Raw genomic sequence first — 22839 nt, 5'->3', positions numbered from 1 at the left:
GTTCCGGCACGCTGCTCAGAGGCTTGCTTCAGGCAGCGGCTTTTGACTCCTTTTCAGCATCCGGAGCTCTCTGTTCAAAAACATTCCGCCTTACTCTTCTCATCATCGCGTTTCAATATGCACTCTATATTATCAGAATATTCCCCATATTGTAAACGGCTATTACAATGCCAATAAAGCAAAAGCTTTTATACGCCTGCAACAACAGGTCCAGGTCCATCATGCAATCTGCTGTATATGCCATTTTTCTGGAGCAAGCTGTCATGCGTGCCTTCCTCCGCCACGCTTTGATCCGAAATGACGAGAATGCGGTCAGCATTGCGAATCGTCGCGAGGCGGTGCGCAATAACCAGCGTTGTTCTGCCTTTGGACAATTCGGCAAGCGCAAGCTGAATAGCGGCTTCGGTTTCCGTATCCAGAGCCGAGGTAGCTTCATCCAAAATGAGTATAGGCGGGTTTTTCAAGAAAATACGGGCGATAGACAAGCGCTGCTTCTGACCTCCCGACAGCTTAACGCCGCGTTCGCCGATCAAGGTGTCGAGCCCTTCCGGCATGGAACGAATCAAATCGCCGAGCTGAGCCCGTTCCGCCGCCTCCCAAATCTCGCTTTCCGTAGAGCCAAGCTTGCCATATTCAATATTTTCTCGTATTGTGCCATCAAACAGGAATACATCCTGCTGTACAATGCCGATTTGCTCGCGCAAGCTGCGCAGCGTCATGTGCCGCACATCCATGCCGTCAATTGTAATTTGCCCCTCAACGGGATCATAGAAGCGCGGCAGCAAGCTGCAAATCGTTGATTTACCGCCGCCGGACGGGCCAACCAACGCAACGGTTTGACCTGCGGAAATGGTCAGGTTTAGACCACTCAGAATGCTTTTGTCCTCTTCATACCCAAAGCTGACATTGCGGTATTGAATGTTGCCCTTGAACGGCCCTGCTTTTACTGCATTTTTGTCCTCCTGCACATCCGGCTCCATATCCAGCAGCTCCAGATAACGCTTGAAGCCGGCCAAGCCCTTGGGAATCGTTTCAATCATGGAATTAATCGTTCTGATGGGGCCAAAAAATACGTTGGACAGCATGACGAAAGCAACAAAGCCGCCATAGCTCATATCTCCTCTCAAAACAAACCACGAGCCGCAAACAATAACGAACAGCGAAACAAATTTAGTCATAATAAAGCTGATGGACGAATGCCAGGCCATTACCTTGTAGGTGATCAGCTTTGTTGTGCGGAAACGCTCGTTATTTTCGGCAAAACGCTGGATTTCATGATCCTCGTTGGCGAAAGCTTGAACAACGCGCATGCCGCTTACATTATTTTCGACGCGGGCATTATAGTCTGCGATATCGCTGAACATTTTGGAGAAGGCCGCATTCATTTTGCGTGAAAAATAAAGCGAGACCCAAATCATGATCGGTACGATAATAAACGTCAGCACCGCCAGCTTCCAGTTGATGCTGAGCATGATGCCAAAGGTTCCCAGCAAGGTCATAATTGCAATAAACAAATCCTCGGGAGCGTGATGCGCAACCTCGCCCATGTCCATCACGTCATTGGTCATTCTGGATACCAGATGCCCCGTCTTATTATTGTCAAAAAAGCGGAATGACAGCTTCTGTATGCGGTCAAAAAGCTTTTTGCGCATATCGGTTTCAATATTGATGCCAAGCATGTGACCGTAATAGGTAACCACATAATGCAGAAAAGAACTGAGTACATAAATGCCCAGCAAAGCCAGACAGGCATACAAAATCCAATTCCACTGCTTATCCGGCAAAAAATCGTCGATAACGAAATTCAGTGCCAGCGGAAACATCAGCTCCAGCAGCGCTGCCAGTATAGCACTGCCAAAATCCAGCAGAAACAGCCCCTTGTAGGGACGATAGTAGGCATAAAAGCGGTATAAAATATTCAACGTAAAGCTCCCTCCACCAAAATAGTTATGATTATCATTCTCAATCATATACTGAAATCCGGTTTTAGTAAACGGTTACTCCAAATTTGTTTCCAGCCGCACAAAAAACAAGCCCCTGCAATATCTCGCAAGAGATGCCGCAGGGGCTAAAGTTATCTATTTCGACTACTTAATACACATCCTTTTTCATAAATACGGCAAAGGCTGTAATAAGTCCTGCAATCGCCCAAACCAGCAAAACAAGCAATGAAAAGGATAAGGTCATTCCCTCCACCGGAGGAGAGGAGCCCTCCAGATAACCGATAACGCCCAGATTGACCATAAACAAATATTTGGCCGATTCCCATGAGGACACCATATTGCTCAGAATGGCGCCCGAAATCAGGCAAGCAATCATAACCCCCATGCCTGCGGCCGTGCTTCGGATGAGCACCGACAGCATAAACGAAAGCGTGCCTATTACTAGCGATACGTACCAGGCAAGCCCAAATTCATGAAGAATGTATTGCCATTGCGGAATAAGGCGCACCGCGCTGATATCAAGCTCTCCGCCTTGAGAGGAAAAGCCAGTCAGAACAGGCGCCGTCCATCCGTCGTTGCCAAACATTATGGCGGATATTGCAAACGTCAAAAAGCCATAAATGAGCATAATCATGGATACGGACAGCACCAGCGTCAAATATTTGCTGAGCAGCACGCGGAATCGGCTGACCGGCCGGGTCAGCAGCAGCTTGATCGTTCCCAAACTTCTTTCGGAGGAGACCATATCCGCTGCCACCATCATGATCAGAAGCGGAAGGAAAAGCTCTGTCGAATTTTCCAGGAACCCCCGGATAAAGGTAGGCGCTCCCGGCTGCGACGGATTAATGTCATGATCCAGATAATATTGCATCTGCTGCAGCCTGATTTGCAGTTGCTCCCGCCATGGGCCGGCATTGCTCAACCGGTTTTGTCCATCAATAATTTGCTGCTGGAGCTCCTGACGCCAGTCGCTTGTGCCAATCCTCTCCCGAATGCTTTCCGATTGCTTCGTTTGCGCATAAGCAAACAGGCACAGCAGGACGGCAATGATCAGACCTACCATTATAAATTTGCGGCGGCCGATCAGCTTGGTCATTTCATTGGAGATCAAACTATACATCGTGACCACCGCCCGTCAATTCCAGAAACAGGTCTTCCAGCGCAGGCAATCTGCGATTCATTTCCAGAACGCTGATGCCGCCCTCAACCAGACGTTTGTTCCACTCTCCAATTTCATTTTCAAGGTACGCTGTCGTAATTGTGCCTTCGCCCTCCGCAAGAATAGTTGTGTTTTCTTGCAAAATCGCTTTGCCCGCTTCATGCGGCGTTAATCTCCAAATCAAACGCTCCTGCCGGGAAAGCAAGCCGTAGACCGTATCGACCTGCACGATTTCGCCTCGGGAAATGATGGCTACCCGATCGCACATCAATTGAATTTCATGCAGGAGATGGCTGGATACAAAAACAGTCAGTCCCTCCTGCTCCGCCAATTGCCGGATAAAGGCCCGCATTTCCCGTATGCCCAGCGGATCAAGACCATTGGTGGGCTCGTCCAATATGAGCACTTTCGGGCTGCCAAGCAACGCCTGCGCGATGCCGAGACGCTGCCGCATGCCTAAAGAATAGGTACTGACCTTGTCGTGGATACGCTCTTGCATAGCGACCATATCAACAACCTTTGCAATCCGCTTTTCATCCACATCGGGAAGCATCGCGGCGAAATAGCGCAAATTATCCCAGCCGCTCAAATAAGGATACATTTCCGGATTTTCCACAATGCAGCCGATATGCTTCATCGCCTGGGCAAACTCCGTCGCAACATTACGGCCGCAAATTTCGATAACGCCGGAGGTTGGTTTGATCAAGCCGACCAGCATCCTGATCGTCGTTGTTTTTCCCGAACCGTTTGGACCCAAAAAACCAAACACTTCTCCTTCTTTCAGCTCCAGATCCAATCCTTTAATAATAGACTTGCCCCGGATCGTTTTTTTAAGGCCTGATATTTTCAAGGTTACCTCTGCGCTCATGACGCCAGTCCCCCTTCCGGCACCATCAACGACAAGTAACGCTTTGCAATCGCCTGATAGCCCTTGTCATTGGGATGAAAACCATCGCTGAACAAATAATCGGAACCATGCTGCTGAAATAAATCAAAGGTCGGCACAACAATGATGCCGGAATATGCCGAAGCGGTCTCCCATACCTTCTGGTTCCAGGACATCACAACACTGGAGGCCAGATTGCTTTCGCCAAAATCCTGAAACGGATTGTACAATCCCATCAGCATAATTTCCCCTTCGGCATTAAGTGACCGAATCTCCTTCAAAATGCCCTTTAAGCTGGAGATAAAGCCTTCACCTGAGCCAGCTTCAATGCCTTCCTCCAGCTGAAGCAAGGCTTGCCCGCCCTGAAATAAATCATTGCCTCCGATAGTAAGCAATATATAATCCGCTCCGCCAATCTGTCTCCGTACTTCGGGCTGTTCAAGCAGCTCTGCGAGCTGCGGCGCCGTGTACCCTTTAACGCCTAAGTTGCTGACTGTCAGCTCCGGGTAGCGGGACTTGAGCCAATCTCCCAAATAACCGACATATCCCTTGCCTTCGCTATCCCCGGTCCCTCTGGTTAATGAGTCTCCAAGCGCAACGATGGACAATCCCTCTGTTTTTGCAGCGCCTTCAGCAGACGTGGCAGGCTGGAGTGCCTCACCCACTCCGCGAGCTTGTCCCCATAGCAGCCAGCCCAATCCCGTCAGACAAAGTAGACATGCCGCAGCCGACAGCATAATGACGATATTTACACTTTTTTTGTTCAAATCCGCTCCCCCTGTTCCCTTTCATGAAGACATAGCCTGACCCTACTAATTGTAATGCAAAACGCCCCCCATATACAAAAGTCCCAAGGCATCATCAAAGCCTCGGGACATTGGAGCTTACATTACTTTTTTGTAACGCTGGATAAACGCCTCGGCCTCCACCGTGGCCAGAGGTTCGCTGAAGTAATAACCTTGCGCTTCATGACAGGTCAAGCCCTTCAAAAAATCAACATGGCTTTGCGACTCCACACCTTCAGCCATAACAGCGATTTCCAGATTATTGGCCATGTCAATAATGGTTTTCACAATGGCTTTGTTGCGCGGGCTGCCGTTGCTGAGAAAGGACTGGTCAATCTTGAGCTTGTCGATCGGGAACTGGCTCAGGTAGCTTAGCGAGCTGTAGCCTGTTCCAAAGTCGTCCATACTGACATTAACGCCTAATCCCTTAATGCCGTTCAGCGTCCGCAAAGTATGATTGGCATCCATCGCCATGCTTTCCGATATTTCAAGCTGCAGATGCTTGGCCGAAAGCCCAGTCGATTGCAAAATATCGGTGAGCATTTGCACCAGATTGCTCTGCATGAATTGGCGAAGCGATAGGTTAACCGCCATCGACAAGTCGCTGTGTCCGGCCCTCTGCCACTCCATAGCTTGACGGCAAGCCGTTTGAAACACCCATTCCCCAATGCGGACAATCAATCCCGTTTCCTCCGCGATAGGAATAAATTGTTCGGGGCTGATCGTGCCAAGCTCGGGATGCTGCCAGCGGATCAAAGCCTCCATTCCGACAAGCTGTCCGGTTAATATATTCATTTGCGGCTGGTAATGCAGAGTAAATTGCTCCTGCTCCAACGCCTTACGCAAATCGCTTTCCAGCTTGACCTTGTAGGCGACGGAATAGCTCAAGCCTTTTGTATAAAATTGAAAATTGCTTTTCCCCTTGTCCTTGGCCAGATACATTGCCGCATCGGCGCTTTTCAGCAGCGATTCTACGTCGCTGCCGTCATCGGGGTACATGCATATGCCGATGCTTGGCGTTATGTACGCCTCCAGATGGCCAAGCATGACGGATTCCGAAACCTTTACTATAATTTCGTGAGCGATATTTGCCACGCCTCTGCGATTGATGCCCGGCATAAAGATGGCGAATTCATCGCCCCCCAGTCTGGAGACGGAATCTCCGGGGCGCAGGCAAGACGCCAAGCGGCGGGCGACTGCCTGCAGCAACGCATCTCCGGTTGAATGTCCGAAGGTATCGTTAATATTTTTAAAGCGATCCAGATCTACAAACATGATGCCGATTCGTTCCTTGTCCACCTTGGCCTTCTGCAGAACCTCCGACAGCTCCTGGTAGAACAAGGTCCGGTTTGGCAAATTCGTCAAGGAATCGTAATGCGCCAGATAACGTATCTGCTCCTCTGCCTTTTTCCTCTCGGTTATGTCCACCATGGAGCCAACTACTTCCACAACTCTCCCGCCTTCAATAATGGGCGACAGTGAACAATAATAAAAAGCCTCATCGTTTTCAATTTCGACATTAACCGATTCGCCGGCGAACGCGCGATGACAATGAGCGGTCAATTTATCTGCGGTTTCAATGTCGAATAAATCATGAGGCCGTTTCCCGTAAACCTGCTCCGTCGTCAAATTAAGCTGCCTCGCAAGCTTTCCTTCGCAAAAAACAAACTGAAGCTCGCCTGCTCTTGTAGACACCATTTTGAACACGCCATTTTGCATGTGTTGAACCGTTCGGCGAAAATCATTCCTCAAGGCATCGGTTAAGGCTGTCTCCGCTTGCACGCGTTGCGTAATGTCTGTACGGATTGAAATAAACTGATAGGGCTTTCCCGACTCATTCATAAAGGGTACTATCGTTGTATGCATCCAATAATCGCTGCCATCCTTTGCCCGGTTTTTGACCTCGCCTCGCCAGATCCGCCCGCTTCGGATGGTTCGCCACATCTCCTTGAAAAAGGCTTTGGAATGGAAGCTGGAACTAATCTTGCGATGCGTCCCGCCGATTAATTCATCAGGACTGTATTGGGAAATTTCACAAAATTTGCGGTTCACCGATGTTATAATGCCCCGCTGGTCCGTAATGGCAACAATGGAGGACTCGTCCAACGCCTTGCGGATATACTGCATCTCCTGTATCTGTCTGGAGCTTGCCATTTCAGCCGCCTTGCTGTTTGTAATTTCAGTAGAAACCACGACCAGCCGGCCGGGGTCTTCAGTACTATCTCCAACCGGAATAACTGTGCTGCGAAGCCAATACTCACCGCCATCGCCAGCAGAATGCCTAGTCTCGCCCCTCCAGACTTTGCCGTCTTTAATCTCGTTGCAAATATGATGAAAAACGGACTCCGTATTCCCACGGGAGTGCGGGAGATAAAACGGCTGTCCGATTATATCATTACGTTTTAATTTGGATGTTAGGAAAAAATTAGAATTTGCATCAATGAAAAATCCGTTATTATCCAAAATAACTACAATGGAGGATTCCTCCAAAGCAGAAATTGCAAATCGGATATTTTTCATTTCTGTTAATAGGCCCCGCATCCTTGTCCACCTCATCCTGCGCAATAGGTCTCAAGACCTCATTCTCATTATAGCATGTACCCTAACTCAGGTCTTACATTTTTTTAGGGCGTGTCTGAATACTCCGAGAGGAACAGGTTGTGCCGAATTTTCGTTCCCTACAAGGAAGTTTTGTGCAGGCTTACCGGGGGTAAGTCAAGCAATACTGACGCAGAAGGGGGCGAAAAGGCGGTGCAAGATGACCTCAAGCGGGTTTTCAGACACGACCTAGATTGCTATATAAGTTGAACAAAAGAGTTTCAGCGGTGTAGGCCGGCGTGTGAAAAGTTCTTCCGATCGCAGTTGTTCCCAGACTGATTTCTGGTTTGAGCCCAAAAAAACAAACAAAATCATAACTTTACAGCATCGCCATGTTACTTAGCCTAGCGCTAAGATAAAACTGTACATCTGTGAATAAAGCTATGTCTAACGGATGGAGGGGATCTATGGGACTTCGGGACAAAGTAGTATGGATAACGGAGGCGGACAGCGAGACGGGGCGAAGCATCATTACGCGTTTTGCCCGGGAGGGCGCACGCTTTTTGCTGAACAGCGCTTCCGGCGGAGCAGCTATTCAAGAGGAGCTGGCGCTGCTGGATCGGGAAGGCCTGGCTTATGCAACTGTCAATTGCACGCTGTTGAAGCGAAGTGAAACAGAAACTATGCTGGCTGAAGCCGAGGCGGCTCTGGGACCTCTTAGCGTATTGATTCATAATAACAACACGGTAGTCCGGTCATCGGTTGAGGCTTGCACAGAGGAGGCCTTTTGGGAAAGCCTTGATGCCAATGCCAAAACAGCCTTTATCAGCACGCAAGCGGCAGGGCGAAGCATGAGGGAAAGAGAACAAGGCAAAATCATCTACATCTCCTCTATTCATGCGGATAAGCCAACCGGCTCCGCCTTTGCCTACAGCGCTGCCAAAGGGGCGGTCGGCATGCTCGCCAAGGAAGCTGCGCTTGCGCTTGGCCGGCATGGCATAAGCGTCAACACGGTGAAAGTCGGCCCCTTTGAAGGGGATGACGAGCTGTTCCGCAGCGATTTTTCCACACTCTACAACGACTACAGATACAAGGTGCCAAACGCCGTGCTTGGAGACGGGAACGACTTGGCGGAGCTGGCTTTGTTTCTGGCTTCCGATGAAGCCCGGTATTTAAACGGCGCGGATATTGCTTTTGACGGCGGTTTTCTGCTGCACTATATGAATTTTAAAATGAAAAAACCAAAGCCGGCCCCTTAACAACGTAAAGAAACAAGTGAAGTTGAAAATAGAAACAAGCGTGTAGGTCAGAGGCGGCCCTCTTCGCTGAAATTCATTTTTTCAACTTATTTCGTCTCAAAAATAGGGGAAAAGGAGGCATGGAATGGGGATTTCAGGAAAACGGGCATTGGTGACGGGGGCCGGTACCGGAATTGGCCAATGCGTTGCGGTTGAATTGGCCAGGAGAGGCGTCAAGGTCGCCATCCACTATAATCGGAGCGATGCCGGCGCGTTGGAAACACAGCGGCAAATCTCGGAATTCGGCGGAGAAAGCTGCATTGTTCAGGCCGATGTGTCAAACATGGAGCAGATTGAGACCATGGTAAAAAAAACGGCGGAGCAGCTTGGCGGGCTGGATATTCTCGTCAACAATGCGGCGCTTCAACTAAACTATGATTTTTTTGATTATGACGAAAATAGCTTTGACCGGCTTATGGCTACTAACGTCAAGGGGTATTGGCAATGTATGCAGGCCGCATTGCCCCTCTTAAAGGAAAGCGGCAATGGCCGCATTATCATTATGTCGTCGGTTCATAGCAAACGCCCCACGGACTTTGACGCAGTGTATACGATGACCAAAGGGGCCATTCGTATGCTGGCAAGAGAAAGCGCTATCGAATTTGCAAAATACGGCATTATGGTCAATGTGATTGAACCAGGCCAGATCAATGTCGGCCGGCAAAGCGCGCGTGAATCTCGGGCGATCATACCGGACAACGAACGCGCCAAGCTTCTGAAGGACGCCCCTCCGCCGATAACAACCCGGTTTCCGCTGGGACGGGTCGGCATGCCGACTGACGTAGCCAAGCTGGTCTGCTTTCTTGTCGATGATGAAAACGAATTTTTATCCGGGTCCGCCATTCGGCTGGACGGAGCCAGCATGTTAATGTAGAGGCCGACAATATGAAAAACCGGGAGTGAAAAAGCAATGACCAGTCACCAAACGTTCGAGGAAACTTTAGCTAATGTCCGTACTCATTCCAGTCCATCGGATTTGGTAATAACGGACATCCGTTTTACGGATATCAACGGCGGCCCTTTTCACAGCAGCCTGATCAAGGTGTATACGAACCAGGGCATTACCGGCTTTGGCGAGGTGCGGGACGGTGCCGACAAAATTTATGCTCAAATGCTTAAAAGCCGTCTGTTGGGCGAAAATCCATGCAACGTTGACAAGCTGTTCCGCCGGATTAAACAATTTGGCGGACATGCCCGTCAAGGCGGCGGCGTCAGCGGTCTGGAAATTGCACTCTGGGATATTGCCGGCAAAGCTTACGGTATTCCGATTTATCAGATGTTAGGCGGCAAGTTCCGCGATAAAATCAGAATGTATTGCGATACGGACGTTGATGGCAAGGATACCGGGACCGCGATGGGCGAGGCGCTGAAGGTTCGGATGGAGCAAGGCTTTACGTTTCTGAAAATGGATCTGGGCATCGGCCAGATTATAGATGAGCCCGGCACGTTAAGCGCGCCGCTCGGCTTTCTGGAGGAAATGAGAGGCGCTTCGCGAGGCTACTATCAAGGACTAAAAAACGGAACGCCGGAAAATGAGCTGCGCAAGCTCCGCAACAAGCATTATGATATGTACAATATCGCCCATCCCTTTACCGCCATCCATGTGACCGAAAAGGGACTGGACATGCTGGAGCAATACGTGGCGGAGGTTCGTGACGTAATTGGCTATGAGGTTCCGCTTGCCATCGACCATTTTGGACATATCGGGCTGGAGGACTGCATCAAGCTTGGCCGCCGGATCGACAAATACAATCTTGCCTGGATGGAGGATATGCTGCCTTGGCAATATACAGAGCAATATGCCAAGCTGGCGCGCTCTGTAACAACGCCTGTATGTACAGGCGAGGATATCTATTTGAAAGAAAACTTCCGGCCGCTGCTGGAGGCAGGCGGCGTTTCCATCATCCATCCTGACGTATTAACAAGCGGCGGCATTCTGGAAACGAAAAAAATCGGCGACATGGCGCAGGATCATGGCGTTGCCATGGCAATCCATATGGCGGAAAGCCCCATTGCCTGCCTTGCGGCGGCTCATATTGCTGCGGCCACGGAAAACTTCCTTGCCCTGGAGTACCATTCCTGCGAGGTGCCTTGGTGGGATGACATTATCATTCGCAAGGAATCCGGAAAGCTTGTCCAGAATGGCTTCATTACATTAAGCGATGCGCCTGGACTTGGCATCGAGGATTTGAATGACGAAGTATTGGCTCAGCATCTGCATCCCAAAGTGCCTGGCGTATGGGAAGCAACCGATGAGTGGAACCACTTTAATACTAACGACAGACTTTGGAGTTAACAGGCAATTTAGTTTACTAATGGCGCGATTCAGCCACAAAATACGGAAATGGCGGAGCAGGGATTACACCCTTGCACCGCCTTTTTTTGTTTCGCGAATAGTGGCCGCCGCTCATTTTTGCATCGTCTAGCTACAGATTTATCCATTCGGGACATATGTCCTTTACCTGGCCGCAGCTAGCCGTTACATTAAATAAGCAAGGTAGAGAAAGAATGGAGGATATGGAATGAGGGGAGTTATATACGCTTGCTTGGGCGGAGCTTTTCTGACGCTGCAAGGCGCTGCCAATGCGGCTATCGGGTCAAGCATCGGCTCCTGGCAAGCAGCTGCACTTACGCAGGGCACCGGCTTTGTCGCCGCATTTATGATCGTATGGCTACTTCGCGATAAATCCTATAAGCAATTAAATAAGGTCAAGCCGGTTTATTTGTTTGGCGGAGCCTTTGCCGCCTTTATCCTGTTTAGCAACATTACGGCCTTTCATATAAACGGCGCAGCTTTGACGGTATCCGCCGTTCTGATCTCCCAAATTGCTGTAACGGTGATGCTGGAGAAAAGCGGCATTTTCGGCGCCTATTCACTCCGGCTTGGAACAAAGCAATGGGCAGGCCTGGGTTTGATGGGCATCGGTATTTTGTGTTTAGCTTGACTGTATATAAGGGGGCATAACATTGAAAAAGCTTGATGAGCCGGAGAGGATCAATCAATATCTGGACGAATTTGGCCTTAATGCCGTTTTGCCCGACGCGCTGAAGGAGCGGCTGGTTCTGTACCGCTTTGAACCGGATGAAACTCTCTGTCTTCAAGGAGAAGAGGCTCAATATATCCATTTCGTTGTACAGGGTAAGGTTAGAGTGTTCACAAACTCGACGGACGGAAAAACGCTGCTTGTTAATTTTACAGTCCCGCTGGACGTTATCGGCGAAATTGAATGTCTGAGCGGAAAAGTAAACCTCAATACAGTGGCGGCGGTTTCGCGCGTGGAATCGCTTGCCCTGCATAAGCGCTGGTTAAGTCAAAGCGTCGATGCGGCATTTTTGCGATTTTTACTGGGCTTGGTCACTCAAAAATTTTATTCAAAGTCGGTTTCCCTTAGCAAAAATCTGTTGTATCCCGTGGAGGTCAGGCTTGCCAGCTATTTGCTTTCTCTGTCGGACGAGGATGCGGCGGGCGAAAACGGCAAGATCAGCATGACAAATGTTAAAGATGCGGCTAGTATGATTGGAACAAGCTACCGTCATTTGAATCGGGTGCTGGGGCAATTTTGCCAGGCGGGGCTTGTGGAGCGAGGCAAGGGTGTGCTTATTGTAAAGGATCGCAAACGGCTGACAGATGTAGCCGGCGTCAATATTTATGAGAACGGAGATCAAACATGATGATTTGGGGCGTTTTGATGGCGCTGGCCACAGGCTCTTTAGTAAGCGTGCAAACGATGTTCAACAACAAGGTCAATGAATCCGCAAGTTCACATGTCACAACTGCTCTTGTGCTGGGAATGGGCTTTCTGGCATCTGCCGCTATGGGAATTATTTTTGAAGGAGCTGCCTTTTTTTCGCTGAAGCCCATGCAGCCCTGGTTCTGGTTTAGCGGCTTATTGGGAATCGGCGTTGTTACATGCGTAGTAAGAGGAGTACGGCTGCTGGGACCAAGCTATGCGGTTTCCATCGTTATGGCATCGCAAATGCTATGTGCATTATGGTGGGACTCCATGGGATGGTTTGGACTGCAAAAGGTCGCGTTTACGCCCCAAAAAGCAATCGGCGCGCTCCTGTTGATTTGCGGCCTTATTTTGTTCAAAGCAAAGCCGAGGAATGCGGAGTCGCCCCAAAAACTGCAGCCATTAAGCCAGGAAAGCGCGGGTTAGCACTATTAAAACAAAACGGCCGGCTTCGGCATCCCCTCCCGCAAAGGAGGAGATACCGTAAGCCGGCCTCTTTTTTCCCTGTATTACATCTGACTGCTTGGTATTACGTCTGTTTGCCCTGCTCTTTCAGTCTGGCCTCCGCCGCTTCCATCAGCCCCGCCATATACCCGATGCCATGCAGACGGCCAAGCAGCTCGTAGCCGGGATTGCTGTTGTCCTCTCCCTCAAGGGTCGGAACATGATCGGGCCGGACCGGCCCACGGAAACAAACCTCATAATACGTGTGCATAGCTTCCAGCATGTCCGTTTTACCGGCGTCATGGAAGGTTTCTTCGAACTTCTCCGGTGTCCCAAGCACATCGCGGAAGTGAACAAAAAAGATTTTGTCCTGCCTTGCAAAATGCCGGATGACAGATGGAATATGCTCTCCCGCCGTTGCCAGCGTGCCTTGGCATAACGTTATGCCGTTGACGGGACTCGGCACCAGATCAATAGCCCTCTGCAAAGCGTTGGCGCTGCGCAAAATCCGGGACACGCCGCGGATTGGCGTAATGGGCGGATCATCGGGGTGAAGCGCCAGCTTCACTCCCGCTTTCTCCGCAACCGGAACTATCTGTTCCATAAAGTAATGCAGGTTTTCCCAAAGCTGATCCTCTGTCACAATACCGGCTTCCGTTAACGGCGCGCCCTTCATCAAGCTGTGGTCATAGCTGGAGACAAGCGCTCCGCCCCGGGTGCGGGTTGTTGTGGAGGTGCGGAACCAGTTGAATTGCGCCATGAAATTGTAGCACAACACCTTGATGCCCGCAGCGCCCATGTTGACAATAAACTGCTGGAATTGCTCGATCTCCCTGTCTCTTCCTGCCGTGCCCAGCTTGATTTCGTTGCTGGGCGGCATGGATTCGATAACGACCAGATCGATTCCGGCATCAGCAAACCGCTGCTTTAACCGGATCAGAGGCATAAAGTCCCATGGCTTTTCCAGCTTTTCATCCCAGGCAAGCCCCGATACGGCGTAATCGACGCCTAGCTGCTTGGCGATTTTCCAGAGACGATCGGGTTGTATGGTAAAAAATTCAGCCAGCTGCATATGCTTACAGCACCTCCCGCTACGTCTATTACTTAGCTCGTTTGGACAAATCTTGACCTAAATTATTCAAATTGTTATAAGCAGCCTCGATGGATTGTTGTCCAAAAATGACAGCGTCAATTTCTTTTTTGAACGCATCTACATATTCAGTGAAGCCAGCCGCTACGGAGTAGAAAGGCATTGCTTTTTCAACGGATTGGTCGTAGATGTCTTTGCCCAGCTTATCCTTTGGTTCCAGTGTCGGCTCGATTGCCGCGTAGATTTCCGGATTGATTGGAATACCGCGAGTCAGACCAAGAGCCGTTCCCGCTTCTTTGTCTGTAATGAACCATTTGACGAATTTTTTGGCTTCTTCCTTGTTTTTGGAATTGGCGCTTACACTCAGGAAGATGGTGGATTGCGCCCAGCCTGCTCCGGCAGGACCGCCTGGCATGTTGACAACGCCCAGCTTGCCTGGCATCAGCTGCTCCAGCGCGCCTACAGAACCCGTTGTTGCAGACCTTACCATAACAGTGCCGGAAGCAACAGCATCGGCTTGCGGGTCATTTTCCAGGAAGCTTGCTGTTTTTTCAGCTGGAGGCACCACGCCTTCTTCACGCAGCTTCGCGTACGTTTCAAACATGGTTGTAAACGTCTCTTTGTCCAGCGTAAACGTTTTGCCTCCATCCGCCATCATTGGCGGCTTGCCCATTGCGGTTTGATAGAAGTTGTAGCCGTCCCATGTGTTTACATCGCCAATCGGATATTTGCCGTCAGGAAGCTTGGCGCTTGCATCTCTTGCCCATTGGAAGTATTCCTCATAGGTCCAGTTGGTTTTGGGAAGCGGAATGCCGTATTCCTCAAGCGCTTCTTTGTTGTAGGCCATGCCCTGTGAATTCAAGCTGAGCGGAATGCCGTACAACTTGCCATCCATCTTCAAATTTTCGATTACGTTGGCGTCTACAATGCCGGTCAAGTCGATATCCGTTAAATCTTCAAGCTGTCCGCGGGTTACATATTCCTGGATATAAGCGGCGTCCATCTGCAAAACATCGGTGATGGATTTGGATGCGGCCAGAGTCGGCAATTTTGTCCAGTATGCGTCCCATGCCATAAATTCAGGTTTGAATTTGATATTCGGGAATTGCTTCGAATAGATTTCGAGCGCTTTTTGCGTAGCTTCATGACGGGCGTCGGAGCCCCACCACATAATGCTTAACGTTGTTTCGCCGCCCGAGCTTCCGCCCGTATTCGAGGATGCTCCGCCGGGACTTGCGCTAGGCGTTGAGGAACCCCCGCCGCTGCAGGCACTAAGAGCTACTGTGGATGCAAGCAATAGAGCAGCACTGCTGTACATTTTCTTCTTCATGTTTCAACATCCCCTTTATCTTTTTTTGAGGTACTTTTTAGTGTTACCCCTTTAAGCCTGTTGTTGCTATTCCCTCGACAAAATGCTTCTGCGCAAAGAAGAAGATTATGGCCGATGGGATGACAGACAGCAGCGACATCGCAAGCAATTGTCCCCACTGGATATCAAACTGGTCAATAAACATCCGAAGCGCCAAACCGACGGTAAACTTGTCGACCGAGCTTAGATAAAGCACTTGGGAGAAGAAATCATCCCAGCTCCAGATGAAGGTAAAGATGCCGACGGTGACAAGAGCCGGCTTAAGCAGCGGCAGTACGATGCGCCAGAAAATACCATAAACGCTCGCTCCATCGATGGTTGCCGCTTCGTCCAGGTCGCGCGGAATGCCGCGAATGAACTGGACCAGCAGGAAGATAAAAAACGCGCCGCCGCCAAAAAAATGCGGAAGAATCAAAGGAATGTAGCTGTCAACAAATCCAAAATTGTTAAACAGGATATATTGGGGAACTACCGTCACCTGTCCAGGCAGCATCATGGTGAGCAGCAGGATGGAAAACCATAGTCCTTGAAACTTGAAGTTCAGCCGCCCGAAGCCATATGCAACAATAGCGGCGGTCGTTACGCCCCCGACAACATTCCACAGCTCCATCCAGAGCGTGTTGCCGAAGAAGTGGGCAAACGTAAAGTCATTGGAAAACATCCAGCCCTTTGTATAGTTTTCCCACATGGGCACGGAGGGCCATATCGTAGGCAGGCTAAGCTCGGATGTTTTTTTGAGAGAAGCGCCAACCCACCAGATGACGGGATATAGCATCAGCAATGAAAATGCCGACAGAAGCACGTGATTGATTAGTGTTGATTGCCGCGTTTTCATTTGGCCTTCCTCCCATCCGATTCATAAAATACCCAATACCGGGAGGCAAAAAAGTTAAGCGCCGTTAATGCGGCTACTATCACCAGCAAAATCCAGGCCAAGGCCGACGCATAGCCCATTTGATAATGCTTAAACGCCTTTTCATACAGAAACAGCGCATAAACATAGGTAGCGTTGATTGGTCCGCCTTTTGTCACGATGAATGCGGCGGTAAAGGTCTGGAAGGAATTAATAATCCCCAGCACCAGGTTAAAGAACATAACGGGGGAAAGCATAGGCAGCGTAATGCTCCAAAACTTTCTCATTTTGCCTGCTCCGTCTACAGACGCTGCTTCGTACATCTCCTGCGGCACCTGCTTCAAGCCGGCCAGGAAGATAACCATGGTAGAACCAAATTGCCATACATTAAGCAGGATCAGCGTGCCTAATGCCGTATCCGGATTGACAATCCATCCCGTGCCTTCAATGCCAAACCAGGAGAGCACCTGATTGATGTAGCCATCCGCACCAAACATGTTCCGCCACAGGGCCGCAACCGCGATGCTGCCGCCGATAAGCGAAGGAAAATAAATTGCTGTCCGGTATAAATTCATGCCCCGCAAATTTTTGTTGAGCGCCATTGCCACAAGCAAGGAAAAAAACAATTTGAGGGGGACGGAAAACAGAACAAACATAAAGGTTACGATCAGCGATTTTTTAAAGGTTGCGTCGCTTGTAAAAATTCTGGTGTAATTGTCCATTCCCGCCCAGACGGGATCGTCGAGCAAGGAATAATTGGTGAACGAAAGATAAAAAGATTGTGCAATTGGCCATAATGTCAGCAGCAGAAATCCGATCAGCCAGGGCGATATAAAAACATATCCTGCCAGATTGATGGATGATCCCAGCTTTGTTCTCAAACGCTTTTTCCCTGATCCGGCGAAATTTCCAGTAGTGGTTCGGATAACTGTCCCCTCCTTTGTCTATCGTTCGGTTTCGGTTCTTTTTCCTTTAGTTTGCCATTTCTGGCGAAAAAACATGTTTTGCTTGTTCCCTTACTTTAAACGAAAGCGGTTACATTCAGAAAGCAGAAGAATTTACGAAAAGGTAGAATTTTATATAGTGTGTTTTTTTAGGTGGGAAAATTCATATTCTGCTGGAAAATGCAATAAGAAACTCGCATGTACAAATGGGAGCGCTTCCGCGAGAATAGGGGTATAAACCGGCTAGACCGGTCAATACCCCCAAGGATGAGGTGCTCAACATGAAATTCGATAATCCGGAAGATATTATTCAGCTTACCCCGTTATGGAAAGGTGAACGATTCCCGAATGGAAGGCCTAAGGTTCCAGAGGACATTTTGAGGCGCATGCGCGATATTACATTGGAGGAAGCATGGGGGCCTCTATGGCATCACGGCTACCACTTCCAATTTGAAGGCGACTTCAAAATTACGCGTCCCGAGCAAATTATGGTGGGCCGCGCCGTTACCGCCGTTATGGTGCCAAAAAGACCGGATCTTCATGATGCCTTGCTGAATTATGGCTTTCAGGATGAAGGGCGCAAAGGCTTTTTTAATCAATGGGTAATTGATACGCTAGTTGAGGACGATGTTGTTGTTGTTGATATGTTTGACAAGATTCATATGGGCACGTACGTTGGCGGAAACCTCTCAACCGCTATTTCGACTCGCACCAAGCGAGGCGGCGCTGTTGTATGGGGCGGCATCCGCGACAACCAGCAAATTTCGGAGATCGACAATATTAATATTTATTATAGAGGCAGCGATCCAACAGCCATTGCCGATGTCACAATGGTTGGGATGAACACGCCGACGCGGATCGGCAAAGCGATCTGTATGCCAGGCGATGTCGTATTGGGTACGCCGGCCGGCGTTATATTCATTCCGCCGCATCTGGCGGAGCTGACTGTCGTACAGGCGGAAAAATCTCAAGTGCGGGATGTGTTCGGCTTTGTGCGCCTCAGAGACAACGTTTATTCCACGGCGCAAATCGACGCGGCATGGGATGTTGCGTTATGGGAGGACTTCCTGAATTGGTTCCAAAATGATAAAGCCGCTGCCAAATACCAGCATTTAACTTGGGATGCTGAAGTAGAAGAAGCGCGCAGCCGCAACATGGAAGGCCCCCAATCTGACGTTAGACTGTAAGGAAAAACGCAAAAAATGCCGGAGGCTCAGTCCCCCCAGACTGAGCCTCCGGCATATCGTTTAGCCCGCCGCGCCGTTAATTGCCAACGGATTCGCGGTATTCGCTTGGCGAAAGGCCTACTTTCTTTTTGAAAATCTGGCTGAAATAGCGGGAGTCCTGATACCCCACCTTCTCTGCCACCTCATAATTTTTAAAATGCGTGCTTTTCAGCATGTCTTTCGCTTTTTCAATTCGGATGTCCGTCAAATGCTCGATAAACGTTTTGCCCGTATTCAGCTTAAACAGCAGACTCAAATAAGTAGGCGTCATATACACTTGTTGGGCTACGTTCTGCAGGGATGCCTGGCTGCATTCCTGCTCCATGTATTTGATCGTTTTTTTGATAATGCTGCAGTGGCTTTCCTTTTGTCCGGGAGCAACCGCTTCCTTAAGCCCCGTCAAAAAGGTGCTGACGTAATCCTGTATTTCGTAAAGCGTGCCTAACCGGATAACGGACATGATCTGGAATTTTTCATAGGCGCCAAGTGTTCCGGATTCCGCAACAGCGCGCTTCTCGATGCCAACCAGCAGTCGGACTGTCAAATCATACAGACTGGACGGCTCCACTCGCCCATTATCCAGCACGCCATCGTAAAAACGCTTCACGGCCGCTCTTACGTCATCGCTATTATCGGCTGCCATAAAGTCTGTATAGAGCTCTTTTTCCTTATCCATGGGATATTGCTGAACCGTCTCATACCGGCACGGGGCGTTAAAATAAATAATTTCCTTTGCGCCGTAATAAAACTTTTCGCGCAGCGCCTCCGTCGCCTGGTTGTAGGATTGAAAAATATCCTTCAGGTGGTTGCACGGCTTGCCCACCGCTATAGCGATGTTTAGTCCAAACTGCGTTGACAGCATCTCCCTTACATTCTCCAGCAAATCCTTCGACTTCCAGGAAAAAAGCAAACCCAGCCGTTGTTGCTTATCCATAAACACAACGGTTCCCGTGCCCGCATGCTGGCGCAAATACTCTCTTATTGCTTCAACGTAAACCAGCCTTTCGCGTTCCTCCTGAAACCGGACAACCGGCTCGGCCAACGCAATGGCAGGAAATACAAAATACGGGTTCAGCTCAAGCATGGTCATTTGTTCTTTTACATTACTTCTCGTTTTTCCACCGCCGGATACGAGCTCGCTCAGAAAGCGATCCCGCATCAAATCAAGAACAACCTTCTTTTCAAACAGCAATTCACCGTTTAGCATGCTCCATTCTCTCCTTTAATAGAAGATTAACCGACCGGATGCACGAGACCCATTCCATAGATTTAGTAATGAATGGTTTTATAGGAATGCATGTGTTCGACAAAGGCGTTGGCCGCAATCTCCGGGTCGCCCGAACGAATGGAACGAATCAGAATCATATGCCATTCGGCCAGTTCATCCGTCGTAAAATAGCGATTGGATACCGCCATAAAGCGCATCACCTTTTGCTTCATGTGATTCCAGAGCTCAAAGATGGCTTGATTGTCGCAACGTCTGTAAAAGAAACCGTGAAACTCCATATCCAGATCCAAAATCCTCAAAATATCATTTTGCTCGTGGGCATCCTGCATCTGGGCAATCAAGGACTCCAAATAAACAAAATCGTTTTCCGTCAAGGTTTCCATCGTTTTTTTGACGGCAAATCCTTCAATAATCTCTCGTAAAGCAAATATATCCTTAATTTCTTTGCTGGATATTTCAGATACGACGGAGCCTTTGTTAGGAACTCCCGTAATAAAGCCGGATTGCTTCAAACGCTCCAGAGCCTCCCTTACAGGCGCTTGGCTCACATCGAATTGCTTGGCAATCTGAAGCACCAGCAGCCTTGTGCCAGGCTGCAGCTCGCCAGAAAGAATTTGCTTCTTCAGCTTTAGGAACACTTGCTCACTGATGGATTGAACTGTAGTCTCTGCGGATATTCCCTGCATGGGCCCACATCCTTTTCCATATTATCGATTATCGATAATCCTCACAACTTCATTATAAGCGCTTACATTTTTGTTGGCAACCTCTTTTTTTACAAAAACAAGGAGCTTCCCCGAAAGGAACGCTCCTTTAAGATAACCCTAATATCGACGGTTCATTCGTTTAATAACATCACTGATGCATTTTTAATATCGTAGAGAACGCCGCCGGGATTGCTTTGAACCAATTGGTTAATCTGTTTGTGGACGTAGCCGCTTTTGGGAGCGATGGCATCAACTATAATGTTGTTTTCCTTCAGCATATCGGTTGTTGCTTTAATAGTATAGTCAGACATTGGGCGGGATTCATGGACAGCAGCATCGGTAACGAATATGATCCGTTTGTCGTTGGCACTGCCTAATTCCGAGAGTATATATGCTGCCGTATGAATAGCTTCCAAGCCGGATTCTTCATCATCTCCTCCGCCATAAGCCACCAATTTGTTTAAATAACCCTTCAGCTTATCTTTATCCCGGGTAAAATCAAAGTCCTTCATATCGGGATAGCCGTATTCGTAATAGTTAATGTCCCGATATGCCACAACCGAAAAGTTCGAACCAGCGGGGACGGAATCGACAAAGCTTTTAACGGTTTCCTTGATGTAGTCGATAACTTCGCCCATACTGCCCGTCACGTCAATAACAAATACAATATCGGAGGGAGCAGTAATGCCCTTTGATATGTTTTTTAAAATAGTCGGGCTGCTTGCAGACTCTGATTCTATTGTTTTCTCTGGTTCTGTTGTTTTCTCTGCTCCTGCGGGAGGATTTTCGCTTTCAGCGGATGTCGGGATGGACGGTTTGTTCTGAAAAACAATAACCGAGCCTGTTTCTCCCTTCCATTCTACTTCTCCGCCAAATGCTTCACTGACGAACCGGACAGGCACCATGGTTGAACCGTTAATTAATTGCGGCGCAGCGCTTAAGGTGACGGCGACGCCGTTAATATAGGCGGTTTTGGAGCCAATTGTCAGCACTACCGTCCGCCCTCCTCTTGTTGCCGTAACGGTTTGAGTGGAGCTATTCCATTTTACGGTAGCCCCCAGTGACTCGAAGATCGACCGAAGCGGGACAAGCACATTCCCCTTGGCATTAACCGGAGGTTGCTCGTACACCTGTTTCACACCTTCAATATAAACCTGAATATGTTTGGGTTCATGATTAATTGTGATAAATTGAGGAACAGATGCGGACAATCCGCCCGACTGGTTAACCGTCTTCAGGTAACTATAATAACCGCCCGTTGGAAGTCCCAGCTTTGCCAATGAAAAGCTGAAAACTCCGCCTGCTTCAATCTTGATTTGCCTGACAACCTGCCCGCTGGCATTTTTCACCATCAAATAGGAGTAGGAGTCCGGGCTGGCGGCTGTTGCAGGAAAATACACGGTCATAATGTTCCCCGTTACCATTTCAATCGTGCCGGGATAGCCTGCTCCTGTCGGAACGTTAGGCAACGGTTCCTCTGTTTTGGCTGGAGTCGGGACTGGCACTCCTGGTGAAGGCATTGTTGGCACGGCAGACGTAGGCGTTGGAGATGCCGCTGTGCCAGGCACTGGAGTTGGCCGCGCAGTACCATTTGGCGTTGACCCTGGGGACAGGCTTGTTGGTGATGGACTACCCGTTGCCGGCCTTGGTGTTGGTGCTGCCGGCGATGGCCCTCCTGTTGCCGTTTCTGATGTTGGGGCTGCCGTCGGCGGCCCGCTCGCTGCCGGATTTTCAGTTGCTCCTCCTGGAGAAGTCGGGGCTCCCGTAATGGAGGCTTTTGGGATGTAGAAATAAATGCTGGACCCGGTATATGGCGCCTGTTGCTTTTCGGATAAGGTTACGGTTTTCGTTTTGGCATTAAAAGTAAACCGGGACGAAGAAACCTTACTTCCGTTTATATACAAGCTGACGTTTTTGGCGGAGCTTAAGGTATAGCTTACCGGGACTGAAAATGTCCGCGCTGAGCCATCTCCACCCGACAAGGCAATACCGATGCTGGGAGTGCCCGATTGGCCTTCTTCCCATTCAAAGCCGGGTATAATGCCGTATTTGATATGAATTTCAGCGCCGCTATAGGGAGCTTTGGCCAAGGTAATAGTGTTATTGTCATAATCCACAACGTAGTCATTGGGATTCGCTTCAATTGCATTGATATACAAACGTAATGTGGTATTAGCTGCTGTCAATTTGTTTTTTGTAGCAAACCTGAAAACACGATTCTCCCCATCCCCGTCCTGCAAAATATTGACCAGGTTATCATGTTCCCTGTATTCCAGGGAACCGGCAGCTTGCACAACTGTGACAGAATGGAGGCCAAGGCTTGCAACAATCAAAGTTGAGACGAGCATAAACAAAAGCATTTTTCTTAATTTCATCTGTTTCACTCCAATTATGTAGCATCAGGATAAGTCAGCAGCCGCGTTTGGCAGTACCATATTCACATGCCCACGCCACCCACATTGTGGAAATCGCTGCTGCTCTATTACTCTATCATAGGACAAAAGACTTATCTATAGAAAAGCTCGTACCAAGCTTATCGACAATTTTCTCCGCTAAAAAAACTACGACTGACCAATTAACATACAGTATTTATTTTCTGCCGCTTCAAGGTACTCTTGTGGGTTGCGCCGGAAAC

At 49.1% G+C, this 22839-nt stretch carries 20 protein-coding genes and 1 other annotated feature (1 of these 21 only partly in view); of the genes, 8 read left to right on the top strand and 12 right to left on the bottom strand.

The genetic code is table 11. The annotated features are described in order from the left end of the window. Nucleotides 1-115, bottom strand: a binding site (T-box leader) (it extends 137 nt beyond the left edge of the window). A gap of 73 nt (nt 116-188) precedes the next feature. The 5 genes from A7K91_RS19380 to A7K91_RS19360 form a co-directional block, all read right to left on the bottom strand. Continuing rightward, complete coding sequence (locus A7K91_RS19380) at nt 189-1916, bottom strand: ABC transporter ATP-binding protein (RefSeq protein WP_068685890.1); 1728 nt, start codon at nt 1914-1916, stop codon at nt 189-191. A gap of 175 nt (nt 1917-2091) precedes the next feature. Further along, the gene (locus A7K91_RS19375; protein WP_068685813.1) at nt 2092-3063 is read right to left on the bottom strand and encodes an ABC transporter permease; all 972 of its coding nucleotides are present in this window, start codon (nt 3061-3063) and stop codon (nt 2092-2094) included. Continuing rightward, nucleotides 3056-3970 (bottom strand): ABC transporter ATP-binding protein, encoded by a 915-nt coding sequence (locus A7K91_RS19370; RefSeq protein WP_068685811.1) that lies wholly within the window; start codon nt 3968-3970, stop codon nt 3056-3058. Before A7K91_RS19370 ends, A7K91_RS19375 begins: the two co-directional genes overlap by 8 nt. After that, complete coding sequence (locus tag A7K91_RS19365) at nt 3967-4755, bottom strand: SGNH/GDSL hydrolase family protein (RefSeq protein WP_068685808.1); 789 nt, start codon at nt 4753-4755, stop codon at nt 3967-3969. Before A7K91_RS19365 ends, A7K91_RS19370 begins: the two co-directional genes overlap by 4 nt. A 117-nt stretch (nt 4756-4872) precedes the next feature. Further along, nucleotides 4873-7314, bottom strand: a complete 2442-nt coding sequence (locus tag A7K91_RS19360; RefSeq protein WP_068685807.1) for a sensor domain-containing protein — start codon at nt 7312-7314, stop codon at nt 4873-4875. A 464-nt stretch (nt 7315-7778) separates the two neighbouring features. Between A7K91_RS19360 and A7K91_RS19355 the strand changes: the two genes are divergently transcribed. The 6 genes from A7K91_RS19355 (at nt 7779) to A7K91_RS19330 (ending at nt 12769) form a co-directional block, all read left to right on the top strand. After that, nucleotides 7779-8570 carry an SDR family NAD(P)-dependent oxidoreductase gene (locus A7K91_RS19355; RefSeq protein ID WP_068685805.1) on the top strand — a complete coding sequence of 264 codons (792 nt, stop codon included), beginning with the start codon at nt 7779-7781 and terminating at the stop codon, nt 8568-8570. Between the two features lie 124 nt (nt 8571-8694). After that, nucleotides 8695-9483, top strand: coding sequence for an SDR family NAD(P)-dependent oxidoreductase (locus A7K91_RS19350; RefSeq protein ID WP_068685803.1), 789 nt, complete (start codon nt 8695-8697; stop codon nt 9481-9483). Between the two features lie 36 nt (nt 9484-9519). Next, on the top strand, nt 9520-10905 hold the full coding sequence (locus A7K91_RS19345; protein WP_068685801.1) for a mandelate racemase/muconate lactonizing enzyme family protein: 1386 nt from the start codon (nt 9520-9522) through the stop codon (nt 10903-10905). 226 nt (nt 10906-11131) lie between these two features. Further along, entirely contained in the window at nt 11132-11554 is a 423-nt protein-coding gene (locus tag A7K91_RS19340) for a DMT family transporter (RefSeq protein ID WP_068685799.1), read from the top strand. Nucleotides 11555-11576: 22 nt separating this feature from the next. Beyond that, on the top strand, nt 11577-12281 hold the full coding sequence (locus tag A7K91_RS19335) for a Crp/Fnr family transcriptional regulator (RefSeq protein WP_068685797.1): 705 nt from the start codon (nt 11577-11579) through the stop codon (nt 12279-12281). Then, nucleotides 12281-12769, top strand: a complete 489-nt coding sequence (locus A7K91_RS19330; protein ID WP_068685888.1) for a DMT family transporter — start codon at nt 12281-12283, stop codon at nt 12767-12769. Before A7K91_RS19335 ends, A7K91_RS19330 begins: the two co-directional genes overlap by 1 nt. A 103-nt stretch (nt 12770-12872) precedes the next feature. Here A7K91_RS19330 and A7K91_RS19325 read toward each other — a convergent pair whose 3' ends face one another. From A7K91_RS19325 to A7K91_RS19310, 4 genes are read right to left on the bottom strand one after another with little or no spacing between them, the layout of a single operon-like run. Further along, nucleotides 12873-13859: a mannonate dehydratase gene (locus tag A7K91_RS19325; protein ID WP_068685794.1), complete on the bottom strand. Its 987-nt coding sequence runs from the start codon at nt 13857-13859 to the stop codon at nt 12873-12875. Between the two features lie 28 nt (nt 13860-13887). Next, nucleotides 13888-15207, bottom strand: a complete 1320-nt coding sequence (locus A7K91_RS19320) for an ABC transporter substrate-binding protein (RefSeq protein ID WP_068685792.1) — start codon at nt 15205-15207, stop codon at nt 13888-13890. Between the two features lie 43 nt (nt 15208-15250). Continuing rightward, nucleotides 15251-16081 (bottom strand): carbohydrate ABC transporter permease, encoded by an 831-nt coding sequence (locus tag A7K91_RS19315; protein ID WP_068685790.1) that lies wholly within the window; start codon nt 16079-16081, stop codon nt 15251-15253. Beyond that, nucleotides 16078-16980 (bottom strand): carbohydrate ABC transporter permease, encoded by a 903-nt coding sequence (locus A7K91_RS19310; RefSeq protein WP_068685788.1) that lies wholly within the window; start codon nt 16978-16980, stop codon nt 16078-16080. Before A7K91_RS19310 ends, A7K91_RS19315 begins: the two co-directional genes overlap by 4 nt. Nucleotides 16981-17324: 344 nt before the next feature. On the opposite strand from A7K91_RS19310, the gene A7K91_RS19305 reads away from it, so the two are divergent. After that, nucleotides 17325-18230: an RraA family protein gene (locus A7K91_RS19305; RefSeq protein ID WP_068685786.1), complete on the top strand. Its 906-nt coding sequence runs from the start codon at nt 17325-17327 to the stop codon at nt 18228-18230. 76 nt (nt 18231-18306) lie between these two features. On the opposite strand, the gene A7K91_RS19300 is transcribed toward A7K91_RS19305, so the two are convergent. The 3 genes from A7K91_RS19300 to A7K91_RS19290 all read right to left on the bottom strand — a co-directional run bounded on the left by A7K91_RS19300 (nt 18307) and on the right by A7K91_RS19290 (nt 22579). Beyond that, nucleotides 18307-19476, bottom strand: a complete 1170-nt coding sequence (locus A7K91_RS19300) for a helix-turn-helix domain-containing protein (RefSeq protein ID WP_068685784.1) — start codon at nt 19474-19476, stop codon at nt 18307-18309. Between the two features lie 62 nt (nt 19477-19538). Next, complete coding sequence (locus A7K91_RS19295) at nt 19539-20183, bottom strand: GntR family transcriptional regulator (RefSeq protein WP_068685782.1); 645 nt, start codon at nt 20181-20183, stop codon at nt 19539-19541. Nucleotides 20184-20335: 152 nt separating this feature from the next. Further along, nucleotides 20336-22579, bottom strand: coding sequence for a stalk domain-containing protein (locus A7K91_RS19290; RefSeq protein ID WP_068685780.1), 2244 nt, complete (start codon nt 22577-22579; stop codon nt 20336-20338). Between the two features lie 47 nt (nt 22580-22626). Here A7K91_RS19290 and A7K91_RS26875 point away from each other — a divergent pair. Further along, the coding region (locus A7K91_RS26875) for a hypothetical protein (protein WP_211274547.1) at nt 22627-22839 on the top strand (213 nt) is incomplete at its 3' end.

This window comes from Paenibacillus oryzae (assembly GCF_001675045.1).
GTDB lineage: Bacteria > Bacillota > Bacilli > Paenibacillales > Paenibacillaceae > Pristimantibacillus > Pristimantibacillus oryzae.
Note: the sequence above shows the minus strand (reverse complement) of the source record. Positions and strands in the feature narration are given on the sequence as shown.

What these genes read in the sequence shown, in the direction of transcription:
- A7K91_RS19305 (WP_068685786.1), top strand. Translation starts at nt 17,325, where the DNA reads ATGAAATTCGATAATCCGGAAGATATTATTCAGCTTACCCCGTTATGG.
- A7K91_RS19370 (WP_068685811.1), bottom strand. Translation starts at nt 3,970, where the DNA reads ATGAGCGCAGAGGTAACCTTGAAAATATCAGGCCTTAAAAAAACGATC.
- A7K91_RS19315 (WP_068685790.1), bottom strand. Translation starts at nt 16,081, where the DNA reads ATGAAAACGCGGCAATCAACACTAATCAATCACGTGCTTCTGTCGGCA.
- A7K91_RS19350 (WP_068685803.1), top strand. Translation starts at nt 8,695, where the DNA reads ATGGGGATTTCAGGAAAACGGGCATTGGTGACGGGGGCCGGTACCGGA.
- A7K91_RS19340 (WP_068685799.1), top strand. Translation starts at nt 11,132, where the DNA reads ATGAGGGGAGTTATATACGCTTGCTTGGGCGGAGCTTTTCTGACGCTG.
- A7K91_RS19290 (WP_068685780.1), bottom strand. Translation starts at nt 22,579, where the DNA reads ATGAAATTAAGAAAAATGCTTTTGTTTATGCTCGTCTCAACTTTGATT.
- A7K91_RS19300 (WP_068685784.1), bottom strand. Translation starts at nt 19,476, where the DNA reads ATGCTAAACGGTGAATTGCTGTTTGAAAAGAAGGTTGTTCTTGATTTG.
- A7K91_RS19325 (WP_068685794.1), bottom strand. Translation starts at nt 13,859, where the DNA reads ATGCAGCTGGCTGAATTTTTTACCATACAACCCGATCGTCTCTGGAAA.
- A7K91_RS19355 (WP_068685805.1), top strand. Translation starts at nt 7,779, where the DNA reads ATGGGACTTCGGGACAAAGTAGTATGGATAACGGAGGCGGACAGCGAG.
- A7K91_RS19295 (WP_068685782.1), bottom strand. Translation starts at nt 20,183, where the DNA reads ATGCAGGGAATATCCGCAGAGACTACAGTTCAATCCATCAGTGAGCAA.
- A7K91_RS19360 (WP_068685807.1), bottom strand. Translation starts at nt 7,314, where the DNA reads ATGCGGGGCCTATTAACAGAAATGAAAAATATCCGATTTGCAATTTCT.
- A7K91_RS19375 (WP_068685813.1), bottom strand. Translation starts at nt 3,063, where the DNA reads ATGTATAGTTTGATCTCCAATGAAATGACCAAGCTGATCGGCCGCCGC.
- A7K91_RS19320 (WP_068685792.1), bottom strand. Translation starts at nt 15,207, where the DNA reads ATGAAGAAGAAAATGTACAGCAGTGCTGCTCTATTGCTTGCATCCACA.
- A7K91_RS19330 (WP_068685888.1), top strand. Translation starts at nt 12,281, where the DNA reads ATGATTTGGGGCGTTTTGATGGCGCTGGCCACAGGCTCTTTAGTAAGC.
- A7K91_RS19345 (WP_068685801.1), top strand. Translation starts at nt 9,520, where the DNA reads ATGACCAGTCACCAAACGTTCGAGGAAACTTTAGCTAATGTCCGTACT.